The sequence below is a fragment of the Amycolatopsis sp. NPDC104775 genome (assembly GCF_055583325.1).
Window position 1 is genome coordinate 967,435 of the sequence record NZ_JBVJOE010000002.1, and the last position, 20,437, is coordinate 987,871.

22 protein-coding genes are annotated in these 20,437 nt (G+C 67.5%); 7 read left to right on the forward strand and 15 right to left on the reverse strand.

Annotated elements, in window-relative coordinates; translation table 11 throughout:
• Nucleotides 1-3 precede the first annotated feature (3 nt).
• From ACZ63D_RS13160 to ACZ63D_RS13170, 3 genes are read left to right on the forward strand one after another with little or no spacing between them, the layout of a single operon-like run.
• Nucleotides 4-801: an SDR family NAD(P)-dependent oxidoreductase gene (locus ACZ63D_RS13160; RefSeq protein WP_344286145.1), complete on the forward strand. Its 798-nt coding sequence runs from the start codon at nucleotides 4-6 to the stop codon at nucleotides 799-801.
• A gap of 15 nt (nucleotides 802-816) precedes the next feature.
• Nucleotides 817-1,278, forward strand: coding sequence for a hypothetical protein (locus tag ACZ63D_RS13165; protein WP_465354508.1), 462 nt, complete (start codon nucleotides 817-819; stop codon nucleotides 1,276-1,278).
• A 4-nt stretch (nucleotides 1,279-1,282) separates the two neighbouring features.
• On the forward strand, nucleotides 1,283-1,747 hold the full coding sequence (locus ACZ63D_RS13170; RefSeq protein ID WP_465354509.1) for a hypothetical protein: 465 nt from the start codon (nucleotides 1,283-1,285) through the stop codon (nucleotides 1,745-1,747).
• Nucleotides 1,748-2,124: 377 nt separating this feature from the next.
• Here ACZ63D_RS13170 and ACZ63D_RS13175 read toward each other — a convergent pair whose 3' ends face one another.
• Nucleotides 2,125-2,808 carry a TetR/AcrR family transcriptional regulator gene (locus tag ACZ63D_RS13175; protein WP_465354510.1) on the reverse strand — a complete coding sequence of 228 codons (684 nt, stop codon included), beginning with the start codon at nucleotides 2,806-2,808 and terminating at the stop codon, nucleotides 2,125-2,127.
• Nucleotides 2,809-2,872: 64 nt separating this feature from the next.
• Between ACZ63D_RS13175 and ACZ63D_RS13180 the strand changes: the two genes are divergently transcribed.
• Nucleotides 2,873-3,628 (forward strand): SDR family oxidoreductase, encoded by a 756-nt coding sequence (locus tag ACZ63D_RS13180; protein ID WP_465354511.1) that lies wholly within the window; start codon nucleotides 2,873-2,875, stop codon nucleotides 3,626-3,628.
• A gap of 29 nt (nucleotides 3,629-3,657) precedes the next feature.
• Nucleotides 3,658-3,987: a nuclear transport factor 2 family protein gene (locus ACZ63D_RS13185; RefSeq protein WP_465354512.1), complete on the forward strand. Its 330-nt coding sequence runs from the start codon at nucleotides 3,658-3,660 to the stop codon at nucleotides 3,985-3,987.
• Between the two features lie 46 nt (nucleotides 3,988-4,033).
• Here ACZ63D_RS13185 and ACZ63D_RS13190 read toward each other — a convergent pair whose 3' ends face one another.
• The 12 genes from ACZ63D_RS13190 to ACZ63D_RS13245 form a co-directional block, all read right to left on the reverse strand.
• Nucleotides 4,034-4,729: an ABC transporter ATP-binding protein gene (locus tag ACZ63D_RS13190; RefSeq protein ID WP_465354513.1), complete on the reverse strand. Its 696-nt coding sequence runs from the start codon at nucleotides 4,727-4,729 to the stop codon at nucleotides 4,034-4,036.
• Nucleotides 4,726-6,444 (reverse strand): branched-chain amino acid ABC transporter ATP-binding protein/permease, encoded by a 1,719-nt coding sequence (locus tag ACZ63D_RS13195; protein ID WP_465354514.1) that lies wholly within the window; start codon nucleotides 6,442-6,444, stop codon nucleotides 4,726-4,728. The genes ACZ63D_RS13190 and ACZ63D_RS13195 overlap by 4 nt, the downstream gene beginning before the upstream one ends.
• Nucleotides 6,431-7,291 carry an ABC transporter permease subunit gene (locus ACZ63D_RS13200; RefSeq protein ID WP_465354515.1) on the reverse strand — a complete coding sequence of 287 codons (861 nt, stop codon included), beginning with the start codon at nucleotides 7,289-7,291 and terminating at the stop codon, nucleotides 6,431-6,433. Before ACZ63D_RS13200 ends, ACZ63D_RS13195 begins: the two co-directional genes overlap by 14 nt.
• Before the next feature lie 30 nt (nucleotides 7,292-7,321).
• Nucleotides 7,322-8,500, reverse strand: coding sequence for an ABC transporter substrate-binding protein (locus tag ACZ63D_RS13205; RefSeq protein ID WP_465354516.1), 1,179 nt, complete (start codon nucleotides 8,498-8,500; stop codon nucleotides 7,322-7,324).
• A gap of 97 nt (nucleotides 8,501-8,597) precedes the next feature.
• Complete coding sequence (locus ACZ63D_RS13210) at nucleotides 8,598-8,984, reverse strand: nuclear transport factor 2 family protein (protein WP_465354517.1); 387 nt, start codon at nucleotides 8,982-8,984, stop codon at nucleotides 8,598-8,600.
• A gap of 11 nt (nucleotides 8,985-8,995) precedes the next feature.
• A complete protein-coding gene (locus ACZ63D_RS13215; RefSeq protein WP_465354518.1) occupies nucleotides 8,996-9,763 on the reverse strand; it encodes a MoaF C-terminal domain-containing protein in 768 nt (255 codons plus the stop codon).
• Nucleotides 9,764-9,915: 152 nt separating this feature from the next.
• Nucleotides 9,916-10,857 carry an AraC-like ligand-binding domain-containing protein gene (locus tag ACZ63D_RS13220; RefSeq protein ID WP_465354519.1) on the reverse strand — a complete coding sequence of 314 codons (942 nt, stop codon included), beginning with the start codon at nucleotides 10,855-10,857 and terminating at the stop codon, nucleotides 9,916-9,918.
• Between the two features lie 82 nt (nucleotides 10,858-10,939).
• Nucleotides 10,940-11,992 (reverse strand): 3,4-dihydroxyphenylacetate 2,3-dioxygenase, encoded by a 1,053-nt coding sequence (gene hpaD / locus ACZ63D_RS13225; RefSeq protein ID WP_465354520.1) that lies wholly within the window; start codon nucleotides 11,990-11,992, stop codon nucleotides 10,940-10,942.
• Entirely contained in the window at nucleotides 11,989-13,497 is a 1,509-nt protein-coding gene (gene hpaE, locus ACZ63D_RS13230; RefSeq protein WP_465354521.1) for a 5-carboxymethyl-2-hydroxymuconate semialdehyde dehydrogenase, read from the reverse strand. The genes hpaD and hpaE overlap by 4 nt, the downstream gene beginning before the upstream one ends.
• Before the next feature lie 2 nt (nucleotides 13,498-13,499).
• On the reverse strand, nucleotides 13,500-14,444 hold the full coding sequence (gene dapA, locus ACZ63D_RS13235) for a 4-hydroxy-tetrahydrodipicolinate synthase (RefSeq protein WP_465354522.1): 945 nt from the start codon (nucleotides 14,442-14,444) through the stop codon (nucleotides 13,500-13,502).
• Nucleotides 14,441-15,133 carry a GntR family transcriptional regulator gene (locus tag ACZ63D_RS13240; protein ID WP_465354523.1) on the reverse strand — a complete coding sequence of 231 codons (693 nt, stop codon included), beginning with the start codon at nucleotides 15,131-15,133 and terminating at the stop codon, nucleotides 14,441-14,443. Before ACZ63D_RS13240 ends, dapA begins: the two co-directional genes overlap by 4 nt.
• A complete protein-coding gene (locus tag ACZ63D_RS13245) occupies nucleotides 15,121-16,566 on the reverse strand; it encodes a fumarylacetoacetate hydrolase family protein (RefSeq protein ID WP_465354524.1) in 1,446 nt (481 codons plus the stop codon). Before ACZ63D_RS13245 ends, ACZ63D_RS13240 begins: the two co-directional genes overlap by 13 nt.
• Before the next feature lie 216 nt (nucleotides 16,567-16,782).
• Between ACZ63D_RS13245 and ACZ63D_RS13250 the strand changes: the two genes are divergently transcribed.
• Nucleotides 16,783-17,043 carry a hypothetical protein gene (locus tag ACZ63D_RS13250; RefSeq protein WP_465354525.1) on the forward strand — a complete coding sequence of 87 codons (261 nt, stop codon included), beginning with the start codon at nucleotides 16,783-16,785 and terminating at the stop codon, nucleotides 17,041-17,043.
• A gap of 134 nt (nucleotides 17,044-17,177) precedes the next feature.
• Here the strand turns inward: ACZ63D_RS13250 and ACZ63D_RS13255 are convergent, their stop codons facing one another.
• Both ACZ63D_RS13255 and ACZ63D_RS13260 read right to left on the reverse strand, forming a co-directional pair.
• Nucleotides 17,178-18,245, reverse strand: coding sequence for a DmpA family aminopeptidase (locus ACZ63D_RS13255; RefSeq protein WP_465354526.1), 1,068 nt, complete (start codon nucleotides 18,243-18,245; stop codon nucleotides 17,178-17,180).
• Nucleotides 18,242-18,853 (reverse strand): TetR/AcrR family transcriptional regulator, encoded by a 612-nt coding sequence (locus ACZ63D_RS13260; protein WP_465354527.1) that lies wholly within the window; start codon nucleotides 18,851-18,853, stop codon nucleotides 18,242-18,244. The genes ACZ63D_RS13255 and ACZ63D_RS13260 overlap by 4 nt, the downstream gene beginning before the upstream one ends.
• A gap of 157 nt (nucleotides 18,854-19,010) precedes the next feature.
• Between ACZ63D_RS13260 and ACZ63D_RS13265 the strand changes: the two genes are divergently transcribed.
• Nucleotides 19,011-20,408, forward strand: a complete 1,398-nt coding sequence (locus tag ACZ63D_RS13265; RefSeq protein ID WP_465354528.1) for an APC family permease — start codon at nucleotides 19,011-19,013, stop codon at nucleotides 20,406-20,408.
• Nucleotides 20,409-20,437: the final 29 nt, after the last annotated feature.

Here is a 20,437-nt window from a genome sequence, read left to right on the forward strand (position 1 = left end):
ACGATGGCAGACACGCGAGTCGTGGCGATTACCGGCGGAGGGACGGGCATCGGGGCCGCGGTTGCCCGGCGGTACGCCGGCGAAGGTGCGCAGGTCGTGGTCCTGGGGCGGCGGCGGGAGCCGCTGGAGAAGGTAGCGGCGGAGACCGGTGCGCACGTGATCGCTTGCGACGCCAGCGTCCGGGAGGACGCGGAGGCGGCGATCGCGGAGATCCTCGAGAAGTACGGCAGGTTGGACGTAATCGTCGCGAACGCCGGCGGGCACGGGTTGTCTTCGGTGGTGGACACAGGGGACGAGGAGTGGGAAATCGCGCTCCGGTCCAATTTGTCCAGTGCGTTCGTGTTCTGCCGGGCGGCATTGCCTTCGCTCGTCGAAAGCGGCGGGCAGGTCGTGATCGTTTCTTCGCTGGCCGGGTTGTTCGCCGGGCCGAATGTCGCCGGGTACACCGTGGCCAAGCACGCGCTGATCGGCTTGACCCGGTCTATCGCGCGGGACTACGGGCCGCGCGGAGTCCGGGCAAACGCGGTGTGCCCGGGGTGGGTCCGGACGCCGATGGCGGACGGCGAGATGGAGCAGTTCGCGGAGGCGGCCGGGTTCGACGGCGGGCACGACGAGGGGTATCGCAGGGTGACGGCCGAGGTGCCCTTGCGGCGTCCGGCGGAACCGGAGGAAATCGCTTCCATCGTGCGGTTCCTCGGGTCTTCGGAGTCGTCGTACATCACCGGTGCGGTGCTGGTCGCCGATGGCGGGGCGCACGCGGTCGACTTGCCCACCTTGGCCTTCGAGCGGGCCGGAATGTAGCCCCATAATGGCCGGATGACGTTCGAGCGCGACTGGGCCGAGAAGACCGCGACAGCCAACCAGCGGTTCGCGGACAAGGCCGTCGCGATAGCCCGGGAAGTCGAAGGACTGCTCGGGCACGAGGCCATGACCTACCCGCGGCACCCGGTCGAGCGCGCGCGAGACGCGCTCGCCGACCGGGTGTTCGCCCTCCTGGCCGCGGCGCGCGACGCCAGCACGACCTTCTACAACGTCGACCGGGTGCCGGTGGCGATCGTGTCCGACGCTTACGGCGACGATGGGGTCGAGAACGTGGCCGACGCCGCTGGCACGCTCGCCGCCGCGATGGCGCGAGCCGCCACCGTCCTCACTGGCGTGGTGGACAGCCAGTTCAAAGACGCCGACACGCAACAGTGGCTCACCGGCGTCCTCGACGACGTGCGCAACGCCGCCGCTGCAGTCCTCCGCGAGGCGGCCAACCGACGTCCGGCGATCTGACGCCATGCCGCCAGAAGCGACGCAAGCCGCCGCCCGGGCGCGATTGCTGGGATATTTCACCGAAACCCTCCGGACGCTGCCGTCCGGATCGGCCCTGGTGCTGCGGCATCCGGACCTGCCGAAGGCGGTGTTCCACAACGGGGTGACCCTGTCCGACGATTACGGCCGCGACGAATCCCGGCGCATGTTCGACATCGCCTACTGGGTGCTCGGAGCCACCGCCGAGACGGCTGATCAGTACCTCGACCTGACGATGCGTTCGTGGCGCGACCAGGGCTGGGCGACGGAGTTCCACGCGGAACCGCCGCTGTCCGCCGGTTATGCGAGCACTTCCGACGGATACGGGTTCGCGATTCGGCGGAGTATCAACGGATATCTCAGCATGGCGGGGACGACGCCTGTCTTCGATGCGGACTCGGTTGAGGGGGAGCCGTTTCCGGCGCGGATTGATCGCCCGGTGGTTGGTTAGGCGGGAGGTCCGGCGGGTTCGGATCTGGCGCAGGACCAGCTGATATCTCAGCTTCGGAGGTGACCCTCTGGCTTCGCCGTGGACTCGCCTGAGAGGGACTCGTTTCCTGGCCGGATTGATCGCGCGGTGGTTGGTTAGGCGGGGAGGTTCGGTGGGTTCGGATCCGGCGCAGGACCAGCTGATATCTCAGCATCGCAGGTGACTCTCCGGCTTCGCCGTGGATCCGGCTGAGGGAGATCCGCTTCCTGGCCGGAGTGATCGCCCGGCGGCGAGCTAGGCGGGGACTTCCGACGGGTGCGTATCCGCGATCCGGCGCGACCCCAGCTGATATCTCAACACCACGGCCCACCCCCATCACCGCGGACACGCCCGCAGAATCAGCCTGATTCCGCCAGCGTCCGCAGCCACTTCGTCAGCAGTTGAGTCTCCGCGGCCCCCAAAATGCCCGGATTCGCCGCGGCGTGTTCCAGCACGCGGTGAATCTCCGCGTGCCGGTCGGCGGCGGCAGTGCCGGTGATTGCGGCGATCGCACCTTCCCTGACCGCTACCGAGAGTGGGCGGTCCTCCTCGGCGAGGATGATCTGCCGCAGCGTGACGCCGATGTTCGCCACGAGGATGTGCGCGGCCGCCTGGTCCGGCGGGACCGTGAGCCGTCCCTGGTCGGCGGCGGCCCTGGTCAGGGCGCGCAGCATCGCGCTGGGCCGTTCCTGCGCCTCGGGTGCGTAGCCGGGGCGAACCTGGCCGTACATGAGCGTGTAGAAGCCGGGATTCGCGATCCCGAAGGCGACGTGCGCGTCCCAGCCGTCGCGCAGGTCCTGGATCGGGTCGCCGGACGGCTCGTGCGCGCCTTTTTCCGCCAGGTACAGGTCGAAACCGCGCTCGACCACCGCGTCCAGCAAGCCCTGTTTGCTGCCGAAGAAGTGGTACAGCGTCGGCATTTTCACGCCGGCTTGAGCGCAGATCGCGCGCAGCGAGATGTCCTCGCCCGGGGTCGCGGCGACCTGCTCGGCGGCGGCGTCCAGGAGCCGGGTCCGCGTATCCGCGTTCGCAATCTGTGTCACACCGCTACAGTAGTCTGTATTGCAGTGATACAGTCGTGCATATCAGCGATAAAGAGAGGTGCGCATGACCGATCACACGCTCAACGGCAAGAACGTCCTTGTCGCCGCGGGGGCGAAGAACCTGGGCGGGCTCGTCAGCAGGCAGGCCGCCGAGGCCGGCGCGAACGTCGCGATCCACTACAACTCCGAGTCGACCCGTCCGCAGGCGGAGGAGACTCTCGCCGCGGTCGAGGCGGCGGGCGGGAAGGGCGTCGTCCTCACCGGCGACCTGACCGTCCCGGCGAACGTGGAGAAGCTGTTCGTGGACGCCGAAGCCGCGCTGGGAAAGATCGACGTCGCGGTGAACACGGTGGGCAAGGTGCTGCGCAAGCCGATCGTCGAGACCACCGAGGACGAGTACGACTCGATGTTCGACATCAACTCGAAGGCGGCGTACTTCTTCATCAAGGAAGCGGGCAAGAACGTCGCCGACGGCGGCAAGATCATCACGATCGTGACCAGCCTGCTCGCGGCGTTCACCGACGGGTACTCGACCTACGCGGGCGGCAAAAGCCCGGTCGAGCACTTCACCCGTGCCGCGGCGAAGGAATTCGCCCCGCGCGGGATCTCGGTGACCGCGGTCGGGCCCGGCCCGATGGACACGCCGTTCTTCTACGGCCAGGAAACCCCGGAACGGGTCGAATTCCACAAATCGCAGGCGATGGGCGGGCAGTTGACCAAGATCGAGGACATCGCCCCGATCGTGTCGTTCCTCGCGACGTCCGGCTGGTGGATCACCGGGCAGACTATCTTCGCCAACGGCGGCTACACCACGCGCTGAGTTTCACCCGCGACAGCAAGGGAATCGCTATGTCCGAAGTGGAGATACCGGAACCGGTGGCGTCGTTCGTCGACGCGGTGAACCGGCACGACGACGCCGCGTTCCTGGACGCCTTCACCGAAAACGGCGTCGTGGACGACTGGGGCCGGTCGTTCGCCGGGCGCGCCGGAATCAAAGGCTGGAGCGACGTCGAGTTCATCGGCTCGCGCGGCGTCCTGACCCCGGAAGAGGTCACCGTCTCCGGCGACGTCGTCACCGTGGTCGGGGACTGGCGGAGCAACCACGCCAACGGCCGGTCGAAATTCGTCTTCGACGTCGACGGCGACCGGATCGCCAAGATGACCATCCGGGAAGGCTGACCGGCCGGGGTGCGGACGTCCCACCGCGGAACGTCCGCACCCCGGGTCAGCTGGTGCCCAGATACGCTTGGTGCAGGGTGTCCGGGTTGTCCAGCAAGGGCTGGGACTCCCCGGAGTAGGTGACCTTGCCGGACGAGACGACCAGGGCTTCCTGCGCGACTTTCAGTGCCAGGTGGGTGAACTGCTCCACCAGGAGAATCGCCGCGCCCGCGTTGGCGAATTCGGTGACCGCGGGCAGGAGCCTGGTGAACACGGCCGGGGCCAGGCCCAGCGACATCTCGTCGATCAGCAGGAACTGGGGTTTCGCGGCGAACGCCCGGCCCAGGACTACCATCTGCTGCTCGCCGCCGGACAGCAGCGCGGCGGGGGAGTTCTTGCGTTTCTCCAATTCCGGGAAAAGGGCGAGGACTTCCTCGACGCCCGCTGGGGTTTTGGCGGTCAGCCGCAAGTTTTCCAGGACGGTCAGGCCCGCGAAGACCGCCCGTCCTTGTTCCACGTGCGCCAGTCCGAGCCGTGCTCTGGCCACCCGCGAATGTTTCGTGACGTCCGTGTGTCCAACGTGGATAGTGCCGGTCGCGGCGGGAATCACGCCGGACAGGGCTTCCAAGAGGCTGGTCTTGCCCGCGCCGTTCGGGCCGACCAGTGCGGTGATCTTGCCTGGCTCCAGCGTCAACCCGACGTCGGCGATGACCGGACCCGCACCGCGCGTGACGGTCAGGTTCTCGATTCGCAGCGTGCTCACAGCATCTCCGTTTCGCCCAGGTAGGCCTTCAGAACCGCCGGATCGGCCAGCACCTCCGCCTGCGGGCCGCTCGCCAGCACCTCGCCGAAGTCGAGCACAGTCAGGGTGTCGCAGACCGACCGGACCAGGTCCAGGTCGTGTTCGATGATCAGCACCGAGACACCGAATCTGGCCGGAACCTGGCGCAGACGTTCGCCGAAAGCGACGTGTTCCTCGTGCGGCAGGCCCGCCGCCGGTTCGTCCAGAAGCAGCACTTGGGGTTTCGCCATCAGATGGCCCACGACTTCGACCAGGCGGCGCGCGCCCACGTCGACGCGATCCAGCGGTGTCGCTGCTGGCGGGCAGCCGAAGAACTCCAGTGCGGCGGCGACTTCGGCGGCGGGCGGGCGCCGGCGGGCGACGAAGCGGACGTAGGCCTCGATCGTCAGTCCTGCTGGGACCCGGTCCTGCTGGAACGTCCGGCGGAGACCGGAGCGGGCGCGCTGCGTCGGATTGCCGGTGAGCGGACGGTCGGCCAGTTCCACGGTTCCTTCGGCTTGCGGCAGGAAGCCGCTGATGGCGTCGACCAAAGTGGACTTTCCCGCGCCGTTCGGCCCGATGACGCCGAGGACTCCGCCCTTCGGAACGGCCAAGTCCACTCCGGACAATGCCTTGACTTGCCCGAAGGTGACGCTCAGGCCGCGGACGACCAGCACCGGCTCGCCAGGCGGCAGGCGCGGAGGTTCCTCGTCCAAGGCAGTGATCTGCACCCCGGCGCTGGCCCGCGAGCGACGACGCCACAGTTCGCGGATCGCGGTCCCCAGGTTGCCGCGGCCAGCCAGGGCTTGGATGCCCAGCAGGCCGAAGATCACGTAGCCCCAGTCCTGCGGTACGCCCCATCGCTTCAACAGCTCTGGTACAGCAACCCAAAGGACTGCGCCGAACACTGCCATATCAATCAGGTGCGCACCGGACATGATCGCCAGCACGTACAACGCCAGCGATTGCAGCGGAGCGAAACTGGTCGGGAACGCGAACCCGACCTGTGCGGTGAGCAGGCCGCCGCTGATGCCGCCCAGAGTGGCACTGACTGCGAAGGCGGAGAGTTTGGCGGTGCGGACGCTCGCGCCTGCCGCGGCGGTGCCGCGTTCGGAGAACGCCACCGCGGCCCAGCTGCTGCCCCACGGACCGCGCCGGAGGAAGTGCACGAGCAAGGCGCAGACGATCAGGACGATGACGCAGAGCAGGAAGTACGCGTTGTCGTCGGCGACCAAGGACGGCCGGTCCACTGAAACGCCTTCGGTGGTGCCGGGGAACTGGATTTCCACCAGGGTCACGTCGGCGGCCGCGGCCAGGCCGAGCGTCACCACCGCCAGGTTGATGCCGCGCAGCCGCAGTGCGGGGAGTCCGATAAGGACACCGACCACGCCTGCCGCCAGACCGCCCAACAGCAGCCAGAAGAGAAAGCCGCCGGGGGCGTGAACGACGTTCAGCGCGGAGACGACCCACGCGCCGATCGCGCCGAAGGTCAACTGGCACAAGGAGATCATGCCCGCGCTGCCGGTCACCACGCCTAGACCGAGCAGGGCGATGGCGGCTACAACGACGCTGATGCCGAGGTAGGCGAAGTAGCCGTTGAGGCCGACGGTCAGGCCGATTCCGGCTAATACCGCGACCACCGCGACGACCAGTGGGGTTCCGAAGCGGGACACTGCGCCCCGGTCAGCGAGCTGCATCCCACACCTCCTTGCGCTGAGACCACACGAGCAGGCCGACGATGGCCAGGAACGGGACGAAATTCCGCACTACCGAAAGCTGGTCGACCTGTGCGAGCGCGCCTTGCAGCATGCCGAGCACCAGCCCGCCGACGACGGCGAGGTCCAGCCGGCGGAACCCGCCGAGCAGGGCCGCCGCGGCGGCGGGAACGACCAGCATCGACAGCGAGGTGGCGTCGTTTGACTGGGACGGAGCGACAATCACGATGATGATGGTGCTGATCAGTCCGGTGGCGCCCCACACCGCCGCACTGAGACGTTTCGCGGGGATGCCTAACAGCTCAGCTGTTGTCGGGCGTTCCGACAAAGCACGCAGTGAGATACCAACGGGCGTTTTTGTCAGTATCAGCCGCGCAGCGAAGGCGATCACCACAGCCAGCGCGACCGTCACGACCGTCACCTGGCTGATCACCACCCCGCCGACGGTGAAGGCCGGACCGGCCAGCAACGCCTGGAACGGCTGCGGTTTGTTGCCGAACAAGATGAACGACAGCGAGATCAACAGCAGCAGCACCGCGACCGTGACGGCCGAACGGGTGCCAGTGCCCGCTTCGGCCAGCCAGGTCGAGACGACCCAGCCGATCAGCACACTCAGCACCCCGCCCAGCAGCACGCCGAGCACCACTGCCAGCCATTCCGGCAGTCCGCCGTGGACCGACAGCGCCACCCCGACGTAACTGCCGAACATCCCGGTGGCCGCCTGAGCGAAGTTGACGACCCGGACCAGCCGCGACATCAGAGTCAAGCACACCGCCAGCACCGCGTAAAGCCCGCCGGCGGCAAGTCCGGCCAGCGCTCCCTGCACCATTGCAGTCTCCTCTTTCCAGACCGGATCGGGTCAGCGCCGCGGGATCCGCAGCCAGTCGGTACCGGCGATCTGCCACCGGTTGGCGCCCGTCGCGAGCTTCACCGGCCAGCCCGCGATGTTGTCGTGATGCGTCTGCCCGGGACCGAACACATACGGCGTGCCGACCATCGGGTCCGAGATCGGCTTCATCTCACGCAGTGCCTTCGTCACCGATTCCCGGGTGATTTCGCCCTGCATGCCGTTGAGCACCTGCAGGAAGTACTTCGCCGCGAGGTAACCGCCCTGGCTGAACGAGGTCAGCGGAATGTTGTTGCGGGTCATGAGATCCCGCCATTCCTTGGTGCGCGGGCTCGAGGGGTCGGTGAACGGGTAGAACTCGGCGGGAACGTAAACCCCGGCACCGGCGTCCGAAACCGCCTTCGCGTACTGTTCACTGTAGACACTCGTGAGCAGCAGCCAGGTCACGTCTTTCCAGCCCTGTGCCTGCGCGGCTTTCAGCTGGCCGATCGAATCGGGCTCGACCGGGTTGACGGTCACGGCTTTGCACCCGGCGGCACGGGCCTTGACGATGTAGGGCGTGTAATCGGAACCGTTGTATGGCACGGTCGCGTCGACGTACTTCAGTTTCTTGCCGGTGATTTTCGACCATTCGTCGATGGCCGCGCGGTAAGATGGCAGCGTGTTCCCGGCGATCTCTAGCAGCGCGCACATGTCTTGCAGGTGCAGCACTTCGGAGCCGTACAGCAGGGTCAGTGTCATGTCATGGAACGGCCCGACGTTGGCGGGCCCGATGTTCGGGCTGGTGAAGCACGACGGGTCGACGCCGATTCCGGAGATCGACAGCACCTTTTCCTGCTGGTAATACTTGGCGTTGATCTGGCATTCGATGAGGCTGGACGAACCGACCAGCGCCACCGCCTGGTCGCCGCCGACGATTTCGCGCGCGGCGGCCGCCGCGGCGGCGGGATCGCCCTTGTCGTCGATGGCGTGGTATTCGATCTTGCGCCCGTGCACGCCGCCCGCCGCGTTCGCCGCGTCGAACACGGCCTTGGCGGCCTGGGAGGATTCCGGGAAAGTGGCGGGTCCGCTCAACGCGTTGACCGAGCCGACCACGATCGGTCCGTTCGGATCGGCGGTGCCCGCGCAGCCCGCCGCGACCAGCGTGACGAGCACGGCCGAGGCGAGCGCGGGCAGGAACTTTCTCATCATGGCTCGGCTTTCCGGTCCGCAATGACCAGAGGGGGGAGGGGAGAGAGAACGGGGGCGGTGCCGGGGGAAGGACCGGCACCGCCGTCGCGCGGGAGGTTCAGTCGGTCGCCGCGGCGACCGGGGCGGAATCGACGATCTGCTCGAAGCTCGCGACCTTGTCGCCGTCGAACTTCCACACGTGCGCGACCCGGGCGGTGAAAGCCTTGCCGGACTTGCGATTCGTGCCGGTGTACGTGCCGAGACCGACAATCGAGTCTCCAGCGTCCAGCAGCGCGGACAAGGTGAACGTGTAGCCGTCCCAGTCGCGCGCGATCGCTTCGAAAACGTTGCGCCGCACCTCGTCCGGGCCGGTATAGGTGCCCGCGTAGGGGAATCCGGCGGCCTCGGTCCAGGTGGTTTCGGGGCCGATCGGGGCGAGCATGCCGTCGAGGTCGCCGCGGTCGCTGGCCTCGTAGTGCGCGGTGATCACGTCCATATTGGACACGGGAGAACTCCTTAGACAGGCTGGACGTCGGGGTAGCTGATCGAGCCGAGCGGGTAGATGTGCCCGCCCGCGCGGGAATGCTCGGACCGGCCGTCGCCGGTGATGCCGAGGAAAACGCCGGTGGTGCGAAGGTCGTAGCCGAGGTCGTGCAGCCACACGCTGGCCACCGCGATCCGGAATTCGCGGAAGCAGAACAGGTACAGGCCGTCGGCGAACTTCCAGACGGTCGACAGGTCCACGTCGCCGTGCCCGCGCTGCACACCCTCGACGCACTGCCAGCAGTAGCGCTCGGAGGAGAGGTAGACGTGCTCGTACAGGTGGTTCGGGCTGTAGCGGTAGACGTTGCGCTTGCCGATGAGGTCCCGCGACGGACCGGGCACGTCTCCGGTCGGCTCGCCGCCGTCGGTGGTGCCGGCGTGGAAGGTCTGCGAAACCCGTGGCGTGCCTTCGATGTCCTCGTCGCCGATCACCGACCGCACGGTGAGCGCGCGATGCGTGGTGGTCGAGTAGACGACGGTAAGGGCCTCGCCCTCGACGCTCGTCAGCGGCAAGTTCACGAAAAAGACGTCGGGACGCACGGCGACCGCGTCGTACGGGTCCTCGACGCCGTTGCAGGTAAGCCGTTCGCTGTCGAGGAACCGCAGTTCGAGCTTCGCTCCGTCGTCGAGCGTGACGGTGAGTTCCCGCCCGGAGAGGTCCGCGTTGGGCAGCCGGTAGGTGTCGATCCCGGCGGCGAACTCGTCGTAGGTGCGCCATTCGTCAGGGGAAGGGTCGGACATGCCCATCATGCTCGCCGCGTCCCGGCCCGGGAGCGAATGTTCATGCGCTGGCGGGCAACTCCCGGACGCTCGCGGTCAATACCAGCGGATTCGCGGTGGAACGACAACGGCGCCCCCGGTGACCGGGAGCGCCGTGAGTGTCGTGGATCGGGTCAGCCGCGGGCGCGCAACTCACTGGGCGACTGCGCGAACGCCGCGCGGAACACCCGCGAAAAATGCGCCGCGTCGACAAATCCCCACCGCGCCGCGATCGCCGCCACCGGACGTGCCGCCAGCAACGGATCCCGCAGGTCCCGGCGGCAATGCTCCAGCCGCCGCTGCCGGATCCACCCCGCGACCGTCGTTCCCTGTTCCTGGAACAACCCGTGCAAATGCCGCGTGGAGATGTAATGCTCCGCGGCGATCTGCGCCGGACCGAGATCGGATCGGGACAGGTTGGCGTCGATGTAGCTGCGGATCCGCCGCATCAGATCGTGGTGCGGGTCGGCGGCCGTGCGGTCCAGGTCGAGTTCGGTGGCCAGCATGGTGGTGAGCAGGTCGACCGCGTTGTGCGCCAGCCGCACGCCCACCGGGCTCGACAGCACGTCCAGATTTCCGCCCAGCTGCGCCAGGAACGGCACCACCACGTTGCCGACGCCCTCGCGCCCGGACATCCGCACCGCGGTGAGCTGACCAACCAGATCGCGTGGCAGGTCAACCTGCTGCTGCGGGAACATCAGCACCAGCGTCCGGAAATTCTCTTCGAACACGAGCGAATACGGCCGGTTCGTGTCGTACAGCGCGACGTCGCCGGGCCGCAGCACCGCCTCGCGGCCGTCCTGGGTGAGGATGCCGGTGCCGGCCAGCATGACGCTCAGCTTGTAGCACGGCCGGTCGGCGCGGGCGATGAGTTCCGGCGTGCGCTCCACCGCGTGCGGCGACGCGGTGATCTCGCTGAGCGCGATCTCGCCCGCCTCGTGCGTGCGAAGCCTGCCGTGGAACCGGTCGCGGTGCTCGGTGCTCACCTGCAGCGGCACGAACGATCGCAGGACAGCGGACCGGAACTCCGTGAAGTCCTGCGCGACCGTGGTCGGCGTCTGCAAGATAGCCGTCATCATGTCACCTCTCCGTCGAAGTGCCGGTACCGCTGAGTGTCCGTGAGGGAAACCAGGGTTCCCCTCACGGACGGGACGCACCTTAGACCTGTTCGCCCAGTTTGAAACCCTGCTCGGCCCCGCCGGCGCGGGTGTAGGAGAACCCGTCCGCGCCGATGGTCACGTCCATTTCCTTCGTTTCCGTGCGTTCCTCGACCGGCTGGAGCTTCCCGTCCAGGTCGAGCACCCGCGAGGCCTCGGTGTACCAGCTCGGCACCACCGGATTGCCCCACCAGTCGCGGCGCTGGTTGTCGTGCACGTCCCAGCTGATCACCGGGTTGTCCGGGTCGCCGGTGTAATAGTCGTGGGTGTAGATCTCGATCCGGTGCCCGTCCGGGTCACGCACGTACAAATAGAACGCGTTCGACACCCCGTGCCGGCCGGGGCCGCGCTCGATCTGGTCCGATTTCCGCACCGCGCCGAGGTGATCGCAGATGTGCAGGATCTGGTGCCGCTCGTGCGTCGCGAACGCGATGTGGTGCAGCCGGGGTCCCGCACCGCCGGTGAGCGCGACGTCGTGCACGGTCGGTTTGCGGAACATCCACGCCGCGTACACGGTGCCCTCGTCGTCGCGGATGTCCTCCGACACCCGGAAACCGAGGCCCTCGTAGTACGCCCGCGCTGCCGGGACGTCCGGCGTGTTCACGTTGAAGTGGTCCAGCCGCGACAGCGCGCCCGCGCCGTGCACGTCGTAGCGCTGGGTGAACCGCTCGACGTGCTCGGCCTCATAGAAGAACTCGATCGGGAAGCCGAGCGGGTCCAGCACGCGCACCGCTTCGCCGATGCCGCGCGTCGTGCCCGCCGGGACGCGGCGCACTTCGACGCCGAGTTCCCGGTAGTACGCCTCGGCGACGTCGAGTTCGCCTTCGCTGCGCACGCGGTACGCGAGCACGGCCAGCGCGGGTTCCGCACCCTTCCGCAGGATCAGCGAATGGTGCAGGTATTCCTCAAACGCGCGCAGATATATCGCTTGGTCGTCCTCGTATGTCACGACGAGGCCGAGAACGTCCACATAGAACTCTCGCGACGCTTGCAGGTCGCTGACGACGAGTTCCGCGTAGGCGCAGCGGATGACGTCCGGTGGGGTCGTGGTCATGCCTTGTCCTTCCCGGCCCCGAAGCGCGCCGTGTGCACGTCGCCGAGCGTGATGTGCACGGCCTGCTGTTCGGTGTAGAAGTCGATCGAGCGATAGCCGCCTTCGTGGCCGAGGCCGGACGCCTTGACCCCGCCGAACGGCGTGCGCAGGTCGCGCACGTTGTGCGAGTTCAGCCAGACCATGCCGGCGTCGATGCTCTGCGCGAAGGTGTGCGCGCGGGTCAGGTCGGCGGTCCAGACGTAGGCGGCCAAGCCGTACTTGACGTTGTTGGCCAGTTCGAGAGCTTCCTCGTCGGTGTCGAACGGGGTGATCGCCACGACCGGGCCGAAAATTTCCTCCTGGAAGATCCGCGCGTCCGGCTTCACGTCGGCGAATACCGTCGGAGCCACGTAGTTGCCGGTGTCCAGTCCCTCCGGACGGCCGCCGCCGGCGAGCAGTTTCCCTTCCGTCTTGCCGATTTCGATGTAGCCCATCACCTTGTCGAAGTGCTCCGGGTGCACCAGCGCGCCGACTTCGGTGGCCGGGTCGTGCGGGTCGCCGACGACGATGTTCCGGGCGCGTTCGGCGTACCGGGCGCAGAACTCCTCGTAAATCGGGCGCTCCACGAGGATCCGGCTGCCCGCCGTGCAGCGTTCGCCGTTGAGCGAGAAGACGCCGAACAGCGTGGAGTCCAGCGCCGCTTCGAAATCCGCGTCGGCGAACACGACGGCCGGGGACTTGCCGCCCAGCTCCATCGACATGCCCTTGAGCCCGGGCGCGCAGTTGCGGAAGATCGTTTCGCCGGTGGTGGTTTCGCCGGTGAACGAGATCAGCCGGACGTCCGGGTGCTTGACCAGCGCGTCGCCCGCTTCCTCGCCGAGGCCGTTGACGAGGTTGAACACCCCGTCCGGCACGCCGGCCTCGCGGAAGATGTCCGCCCACAGGCTCGCCGACAGCGGCGTGAACTCGGCGGGCTTGAGCACCACGGTGCAGCCGGACGCCAGCGCCGGCGCGAGCTTCCAGCTCTCCAGCATGAACGGCGTGTTCCACGGCGTGATCAGCCCGGCGACGCCGACCGGCTTGCGGTTGACGTAGTTGACCTGGCGGCCGGGCACCTTGTAGGTGTCGTCGGCCTGCGCGACGATAAGGTCGGCGAAGAACCGGAAGTTCTCCGCCGCGCGCTGCGCCTGGCCGAGCGCCTGCTTGATCGGCAGGCCGGTGTCGAAGGTTTCCAGCTCGGCCAGCTGCTTGTCGCGGCTCTCCACGAGATCGGCGATCTTGTTGAGGATCCGGGCGCGCTGGCGCGGCAGCATCTTCGGCCACGGGCCGTGGTCGAAGGCCTTCTTGGCCGCGGCGACGGCGAGGTCGATGTCCTCGGCCTTGCCCGCCGAAGCCGTCATGTACGGCTTGTTCGTGACCGGGTCGAGCACCTCGAAGGTCTCGCCCGAGACGCTGTCGGCCGGCGCTCCGCCGATGTAGTGGCGGATGTGCTCCGGCAGGTTCTCCGGCACGTAGTGCGCGGTCATGGTCACTTTCCTTCCACGGTGAAGCCGTCGACGGGCGAGAGGTACTGCTCGCCTTGGCGCATCAGTTCGGTGATCCGGGCGATGCCCGGTTCGGTCGGGGTGATCAGCGGCGGGCGCACGAAGCCCGAGCGGATGAGCCCGCGCTGCTCCAGCACCCATTTGCCGGGAGCCGGGTTGGTCTCGACGAACAGCAGGTCGACCAGCGGGTGCAGGCCGTAGTGGATCTCGCGGGCGCGGTCGAAGTCGCCCTCGGTCCACGCGCGGTACATCTCGGCGCTGGCGGCCGGGGCGATGTTGGCGGTGGCGCTCACGAAACCGGTGCCGCCGAGGGAAAGCAGCGGCAGGCACAGCAGTTCGATGCCGGACCAGACGAGCAATTCCTTGCCGCACAAGTGAAGTATGCGCGAGAAGTGCTCGAAGTCCTTGGTGGTCTCCTTGATCCCGACGAAGTTGTCGAAATCGCGGAACAGCCGCGCGACCGTCTCCGGGGCGAGGTCGACCGACGTCCGGCTCGGCACGTTGTAGGCGACGATCGGCAGGTCCGGGAATTCCTTCGCGACCGTGGCGTACCAGCGGTAGAGCGCTTCCTGGGTGGGCCGCGCGTAATACGGGGTGATGATCAGCGCGGCGTCGATGCCCGCGTCGCGCGCTTCGGAGGTCAGCTCCAGCGTCTCGTCGAGCTTCGCCGAACCGGTCCCGGGCATGAACGGCACCTTGTCGTCCACCGCCTTGGCGACGGTGCGGATCGTCTCCGCGCGCTCGGCCAGCGTCATCGCGCCGGGTTCGCCGGTGGAGCCGCCGATCGAGACGCCGTGCGAACCGGACGCGAGCTGCCAGTTGACGAGGTTGGTCAGGCTCTCGTGGTCGACCGCGCCGTCCGCGGTGAACGGGGTCATCAGCGGCGCGATCGAGCCGGTGATGGCGTTCGGGGTACTGCGGAACCTCATGGGGTGGGGTCCTTCCGGGTAGCTTCGGCGGGCGGGGCGGCCCGCCGGTCGAGGTAGGCGTCGAGGGTCGCGGTGCGGTGCCGGCGCGCGGCCAGCTCGAGTTCGAGCGGGTCGGCGTTCTGCTCGATCAGCACCAGCAGTTGTTCGTGTTCCTTGACCGATTCGTGCGCGCGGCCCGGGACGAAGCTGAACGTCGAATCGCGCAGCGACGCCAGCCGGTGCCAGCCGCGGTGCACGAGGTCGAGCACGTGCGGGTTCGGGCACGGTTCAAAAAGGACAGAGTGGAACTCTTGGTTCAATTCGGTGAACCGGTGCGGTTCGAAGTTCTCCAGCGACAGCCGCATCTGCTCGTTGACCGCGCGCGCCCGTTCGATGTCCTCAGTGGACAGCTTCGGCGCGGACAGCGAGGTGGCGAAACCTTCCACCAGGGCAAGGGTTTGCATGGTGTGCTCGTAAGCGGTCTCGTCGACCATCACCACTTGCGCGCCGACGTTGCGCTCGAACGTGACGAGCCCTTCCGCTTCGAGCAGCCGGATCGCTTCGCGCACTGGAACGACGCTGACGTCCAGCTCTTTGGCGATTTGCCCCAGCACCAAGCGATAGCCGGGACCAAACGTCCGGTCGGCGATCCGGTCCTTGATCCAGCGGTACGCGCGCTGGGATTTGCTTTCGCCTGCTACGGGCGCCACTGGGCGTACCTGGCCTTCCAGTGGTCGTTCATCGGGTAGAGGCCGTCGACGCTTTCGCCGTTCGCGACCTGTTCCGCGATGAACGTTTCCTGGCGTTCCTGTTCGATCGCCGCGTCCGCGATTTTCTCCACCAGGTGCGGCGGAATCACGAGCACGCCGTCGGAATCGCCGACAATCACGTCGCCCGGCTGAACGGTCGCGCCACCGCACGCGATGGTGATGTCGATGTCCCAAGGAACGTGGCGGCGGCCGAGCACCGCCGGATGGGGGCCGGAGTGGTACGTCGGAATGTCCAGCGCTGCCACCGCCGCCAGGTCGCGAACGCCGCCGTCGGTGACGATTCCCGCCGCGCCGCGGACCTGGGCGCGCAGGGCGAGAATGTCGCCGATCGTGCCGGTTCCCTTTTCCCCGCGGGCCTCCATCACCAGGACGTCGCCGGGGTTGAGGGAATCGATGGCGCGTTTCTGAGCATTGAAACCGCCGCCGTGCGTTTTGAAGAGATCTTCGCGGAACGGGACGTAGCGGAGTGTCCTTGCCCGGCCGATGAGTTTCTTGTCCGGGCGGGTGGAGCCGAGACCGTCGATGGAGACGTGGTTATAGCCGTTTTTGCGCAGCTGAGCGGAAAGCGTTGCAGTGCCTACGCTGGTGAGCTTGGTCTTGAGTTCTTCGGTGAGCACGAACTCCGCCGGGAGTCCTGCGGATTCCCGGTCGCCGTAAGCCTGCTCGCGCTGATTGTCGTCGATTTTGGGCTGAGCACTGAATTCTGGAAGCGGCGCGGTGCCTTCTACCACCGGCGTGATCAGCCGTCCGGTGGTCTTCTCGCCGTGGCTGACCTCCACTTCGACGGTATCGCCCGGCTTCACGACGGACGACCCGGCCGGGGTCCCGGTGAGGATGACGTCGCCGGGTTCGAGCGTGCTCAGCTGCGACAGGTCGGCGACGAGCGTGCCGAAGTCGAAGATGAGGTCTTCGGTGGTGTCGTCCTGGACGAGCTCGCCGTTGACCCAGGTGCGGACGCGAAGGTTCCTGGGGTCGACCTCGGCGGCCGGAATCGTGGCCGGACCGAGCGGAGTGAAGCCGTCACCGCCTTTGGAGCGGAGGTTGGAACCGCCGTCGGCGTGCCGCAGATCGTATACGCCGAAGTCGTTGGCGGCGGTGACGCTCTCGACGTGGTCCCAGCCCTGTTCAGGCGTGACGCGCCGGGCCTGCTTGCCGATGATCAGCGCGATCTCGCCCTCGAACGCGAGAAGCTCAGTGCCCGCCGGGCGCTCGATCGGGGTGCCGGAGGAGCTGATCGAGGTGGTGGGTTTGACGAAGTAGGAGGGCTTCGCCGGGGTCCGCCCACGCTGCTTCGCGCGGGACGGATAGTTCAGATGAAGCGCGATGACCTTGCCCGGCCGCTCCGGCGGGGTAGCGCTCGATACGGAACTCATGGGGGTTGACCTGCCCGGATGTCGTCGGGAGAGGAAGATATCTCAAAAGATATACGATCCTGGCGGTGCGGGGCAAGAGGTGCGGGCCTGGCTGGTTCTGGCGAGGTTGGGCGATGCCGATGGGAGTCGGGCGCGACCTGTCTTTGAGCTGGCATGTCGTCGCCGTGGAGGGTGCTGTGCGAAGCTGTGCTTGTGCAGGCCAAGCTGGCGCGGAAGATGACCATTGCGCTGCTCATCGTGTGGGCGGGAGGAGCGCGTGTCTTGTCAGACGTCTCCGGAACCGCTGTGCTCTCGCACGCTAGCTGGCTGGTGGCGACCACGCTGGTGAGTGCGGCTGCGCTCGTGCTCGAGACGAAGACGCTTCAAAAAAACCTTCAGTACTTAACAAACGATCTGAGCGGATGTAAAGCATCCCGAGCACAGGCTGAATATTTCAATGTCCAGCCTGTGCTCGGGATGCCGATATGGGCCTCGTGAGTGCCTAAGCCCGAAGGACCCAGGCACTCACGAGGCTTTTTTCGGCGGGGGCGGGGTCTCTGTGCCGAAGCTCCGGCTCGCCCAGGCGCGGCGCGTGGTCAGCCAAGCGCCCGGGCGAGCCCGCCGCGCCTGCTCTAGGCCCCCCAGCGCGCCAGGGGAAGCGCCGGAACCCGGTGTCCTCGGTGTCCGGTCATCTCCTCGTTCGCCACCAGCGCGTTCAGCACCGCCTCCTCCACCGTCTGCACCACCGCCTCGAAGAACGGATCGATCGCACCCCACGGAACAAACCGCATGCTCTCGTACGGCTCATCGTCCGGCCGGGGGAAATGGCTGGTCAGAGCGCCCGCATTAGCCGTGCTGAACGCCAGGAACAGATCTCCCGAGAAGTGCGACCCGGTGGTCCCCGTCCGCGCCAACCCCAACGGCACCCGCCGGGCCAGCGCGGTGCACTGCCCGGGCAGCAGGGGAGCGTCGGTGCCGATCACGACGATCACCGAACCGGCACCGGCCGGAGCGAGCCAGCTGGTGTCGGCCATGGGGTTGTCGTCGGCGAGTTCGGCCCCCAGGGGCGACCCGGCCACGGTGAGTTCCGGACGGCTTCCGAAGTTCGCCTGCACCAGCGCGCCCACGGTATAGCTGTCCGAACCGTGAGCGACAACCCGCGACGAAGTGCCGGTGCCGCCCTTGAACCCGTAGCACGTCATCCCGGTGCCACCGCCTACCGAACCCTCGGCAATGGGACCCGAAGCAGCCGCGTCGATAGCGGCTACAGCGTGCTCAGTCCGGATGGTCGGGGCGTTGACGTCATTGAGATACCCGTCCCAGGTCTCCGCGACCACCGGCAGCAGCCACTCCGCCGCGGCGTCCGGGCGTTCGCGCAGCACCCAGTCGATCGTCCCCCGATGACACTGCCCGACCGAGTGCGTGCTGGTGATCAGCACCGGCAAGGTCAGCGACCCGGTCTCGGCCAGCCAGGCGCGGCCGGTCATTTCCCCGTTGCCGTTCAACGAAAAAGTGCCCGCGGAACACGGTACGTCGAACTGGTCCCGGCCGCGCGGCAGGATCGCGGTGACGCCCGTGCGCACCGAATCTCCTTCGATCAAGGTGGTGTAGCCAACCTCGACGCCTGGGATATCAGTGATCGCGTTGTGCGGGCCGGGCTTTCCGCCGAGGGGCAAGCCTAGGTCGCGGGCGCGGGTCATGCGGGGCCCTCCAAGGAGCATCGGGTCGAAACGCGGGCGTACGCGAGCACCATCGCCTCGGCGACGGAGCGGTCGAGCGGCGGCACTGCTTGCGTCAGGTGCAGTCCGTACCCGTCTTCCAGGGTGACGAGGTTGCGCGCGATGGTGACCGGGTCGTCGGTCAGGTCGAAAATCCCTGTCGCCGCACCGGCTTCCAGGATGCCGACATATCCGCGGACCTGGCGTTCGTACAGCGCGATGTGCCGCGCGGCGTACGCCGGTTCGCGGCGGGCGATGGTGCCCAGCTCATACAGCAGCACGCACAGTTCGTCGTTCTTGCCGTTCGGCAGGCCGCTGCCGATCATCGCGCGCAGCCGAGCCCGCGGATCGGCCTCGGCGGCAACCGCAGCTTCGCGCGCTACGCAGAAGCGTTCGACGGCCTCCTGCTGCACGTCTTCGAGCAAGTCGCTCAGGGAAGGGTAGTAGTACAACAGGGAACCCGGCGACATGCCGGCGTGGTCGGCGACGTCGCGCAGCTTCAGGTTCAGCACGCCGCGTTCGACGACCGCGTGCCGCGCCGCGGCCACCAGTTCCGCCCGCCGCTCGGGGGCCTTGCTCGGTCTTGCCATGCCTTGATTCTTTGAACAAATCTCGAAAAACGCAACCCCCCTGTGTCGTTTCCGTGCCGTGAACCCTTGACGTGGCGCGCTTGAGGGCCTTAGCTGAACGCCCGGCTGGTTATCTGAGTTCCATTCAAACAACGTCACGACTTGATGGAGGCCAGCGTTGTCCACCCCTGTCTTGCGCCGCGGGTTGCGCACCCTCGGCATGCTGCTGATCACGCTTTCCGCGATCAGCCCGGCGTCCTCGGTGTTCGTCATCGCGCCGGGCGTCCTCACCGGCGCCGGATCGGGCGCCTTCTACGCCTTCCTCGCCGCCGCCGTGGTCGGCGTTTTCATGGCCTTCGTCTACGCCGAGCTGGGCTCGGCCTTCCCGAGCGCGGGCGGCGAGTACGCGATCGCCGCCCGCACGCTGGGCAAACTGCCCGGGTTCATGGTGCTGGGCATCATGATCGTGACGCAGGTGCTGATCGTCGCGGTGATCGCGCTCGGCGTCGGCACGTACCTGAGCGTGGTGCTGCCCGGCGTCTCCCCAGCGGTCGTCGCTTCGGTGACGTGTGTGCTCGCCGCGATCGTCGCGGTGTTCGACATCAAGCTGAACGCCTGGGTCACCGGGGTTTTCCTCGCGGTGGAGCTGCTGGCGCTGGCCGTGGTCGCGATGCTCGGCCTCGTCCGCCCGGCGCGGCCGTTCACCGATCTGCTCGCGCATCCGGTCGCCCCGGGCGGCGGTCCGGCGACGATCAGCGCGGTGATGATCGCGACGGCGATCGCGATCTTCGCCTACAACGGCTATGGCTCCGCTGTCTACTTTGGAGAGGAAACCAAGGACGCCGGACGCGGTGTGGCGCGGGCTGTCCTCATGGGACTTGGCGTCACCGTGCTGGCCGAGCTGATCCCGGTCACCGCGGTCCTGATGGGAGCGCCGGATCTCGGCACTTTGTTCAACTCTCCCAACATGTTGTCCTATTTCGTGCAGGCTCGCGGGGGCAGCACGCTCGACACTGTGCTGAGCCTCGCGGTAGCGCTCGCCATCATCAACGCGGTGCTGGCGATCGTGCTGATCAGCTCCCGGCTGGTGTTCAGCAGCGGCCGGGACCGCGCGTGGCCGAAGGCGATGAACCGTGCGTTGGCCGCGGTGCACCCGAAATTCGGCACCCCTTGGGTCGCGACGCTGGCGACTGGAGTCATCGCCGCCGCACTGTGCTTTGTGGACCCGCAAATCCTGACAGTCGTGACCAGCACGTCGATCGTCGCCGTGTACGCGGCGCTGTGCCTCGGCGCGATCATCGGCCGTCGCTCCGGAGCGACCGCGGGCGCGAAGTACCGGATGCCCGGGTTCCCGATCGCGCCGGTGGTCGCGTTGGTCGCGCTGGCGTTCGTGCTGTACGTGAACGCGACCGACCCGGTGATCGGGCGGCCGAGTCTCATCGTCACCGCGGCGATCGCGTTGCTGGCTTTGGTGTACTACCTGGTGGTGCTGCGCCGCCGAGGTGGCTGGCAGCTGAGCGAGGCGGTAGTGGAGGAGGAAGAGGCCGCGCCCGCGCCGGTGCGAGAGACGTCGTAGGCCGCGGCTGGACCGTCCACAGGGGACGT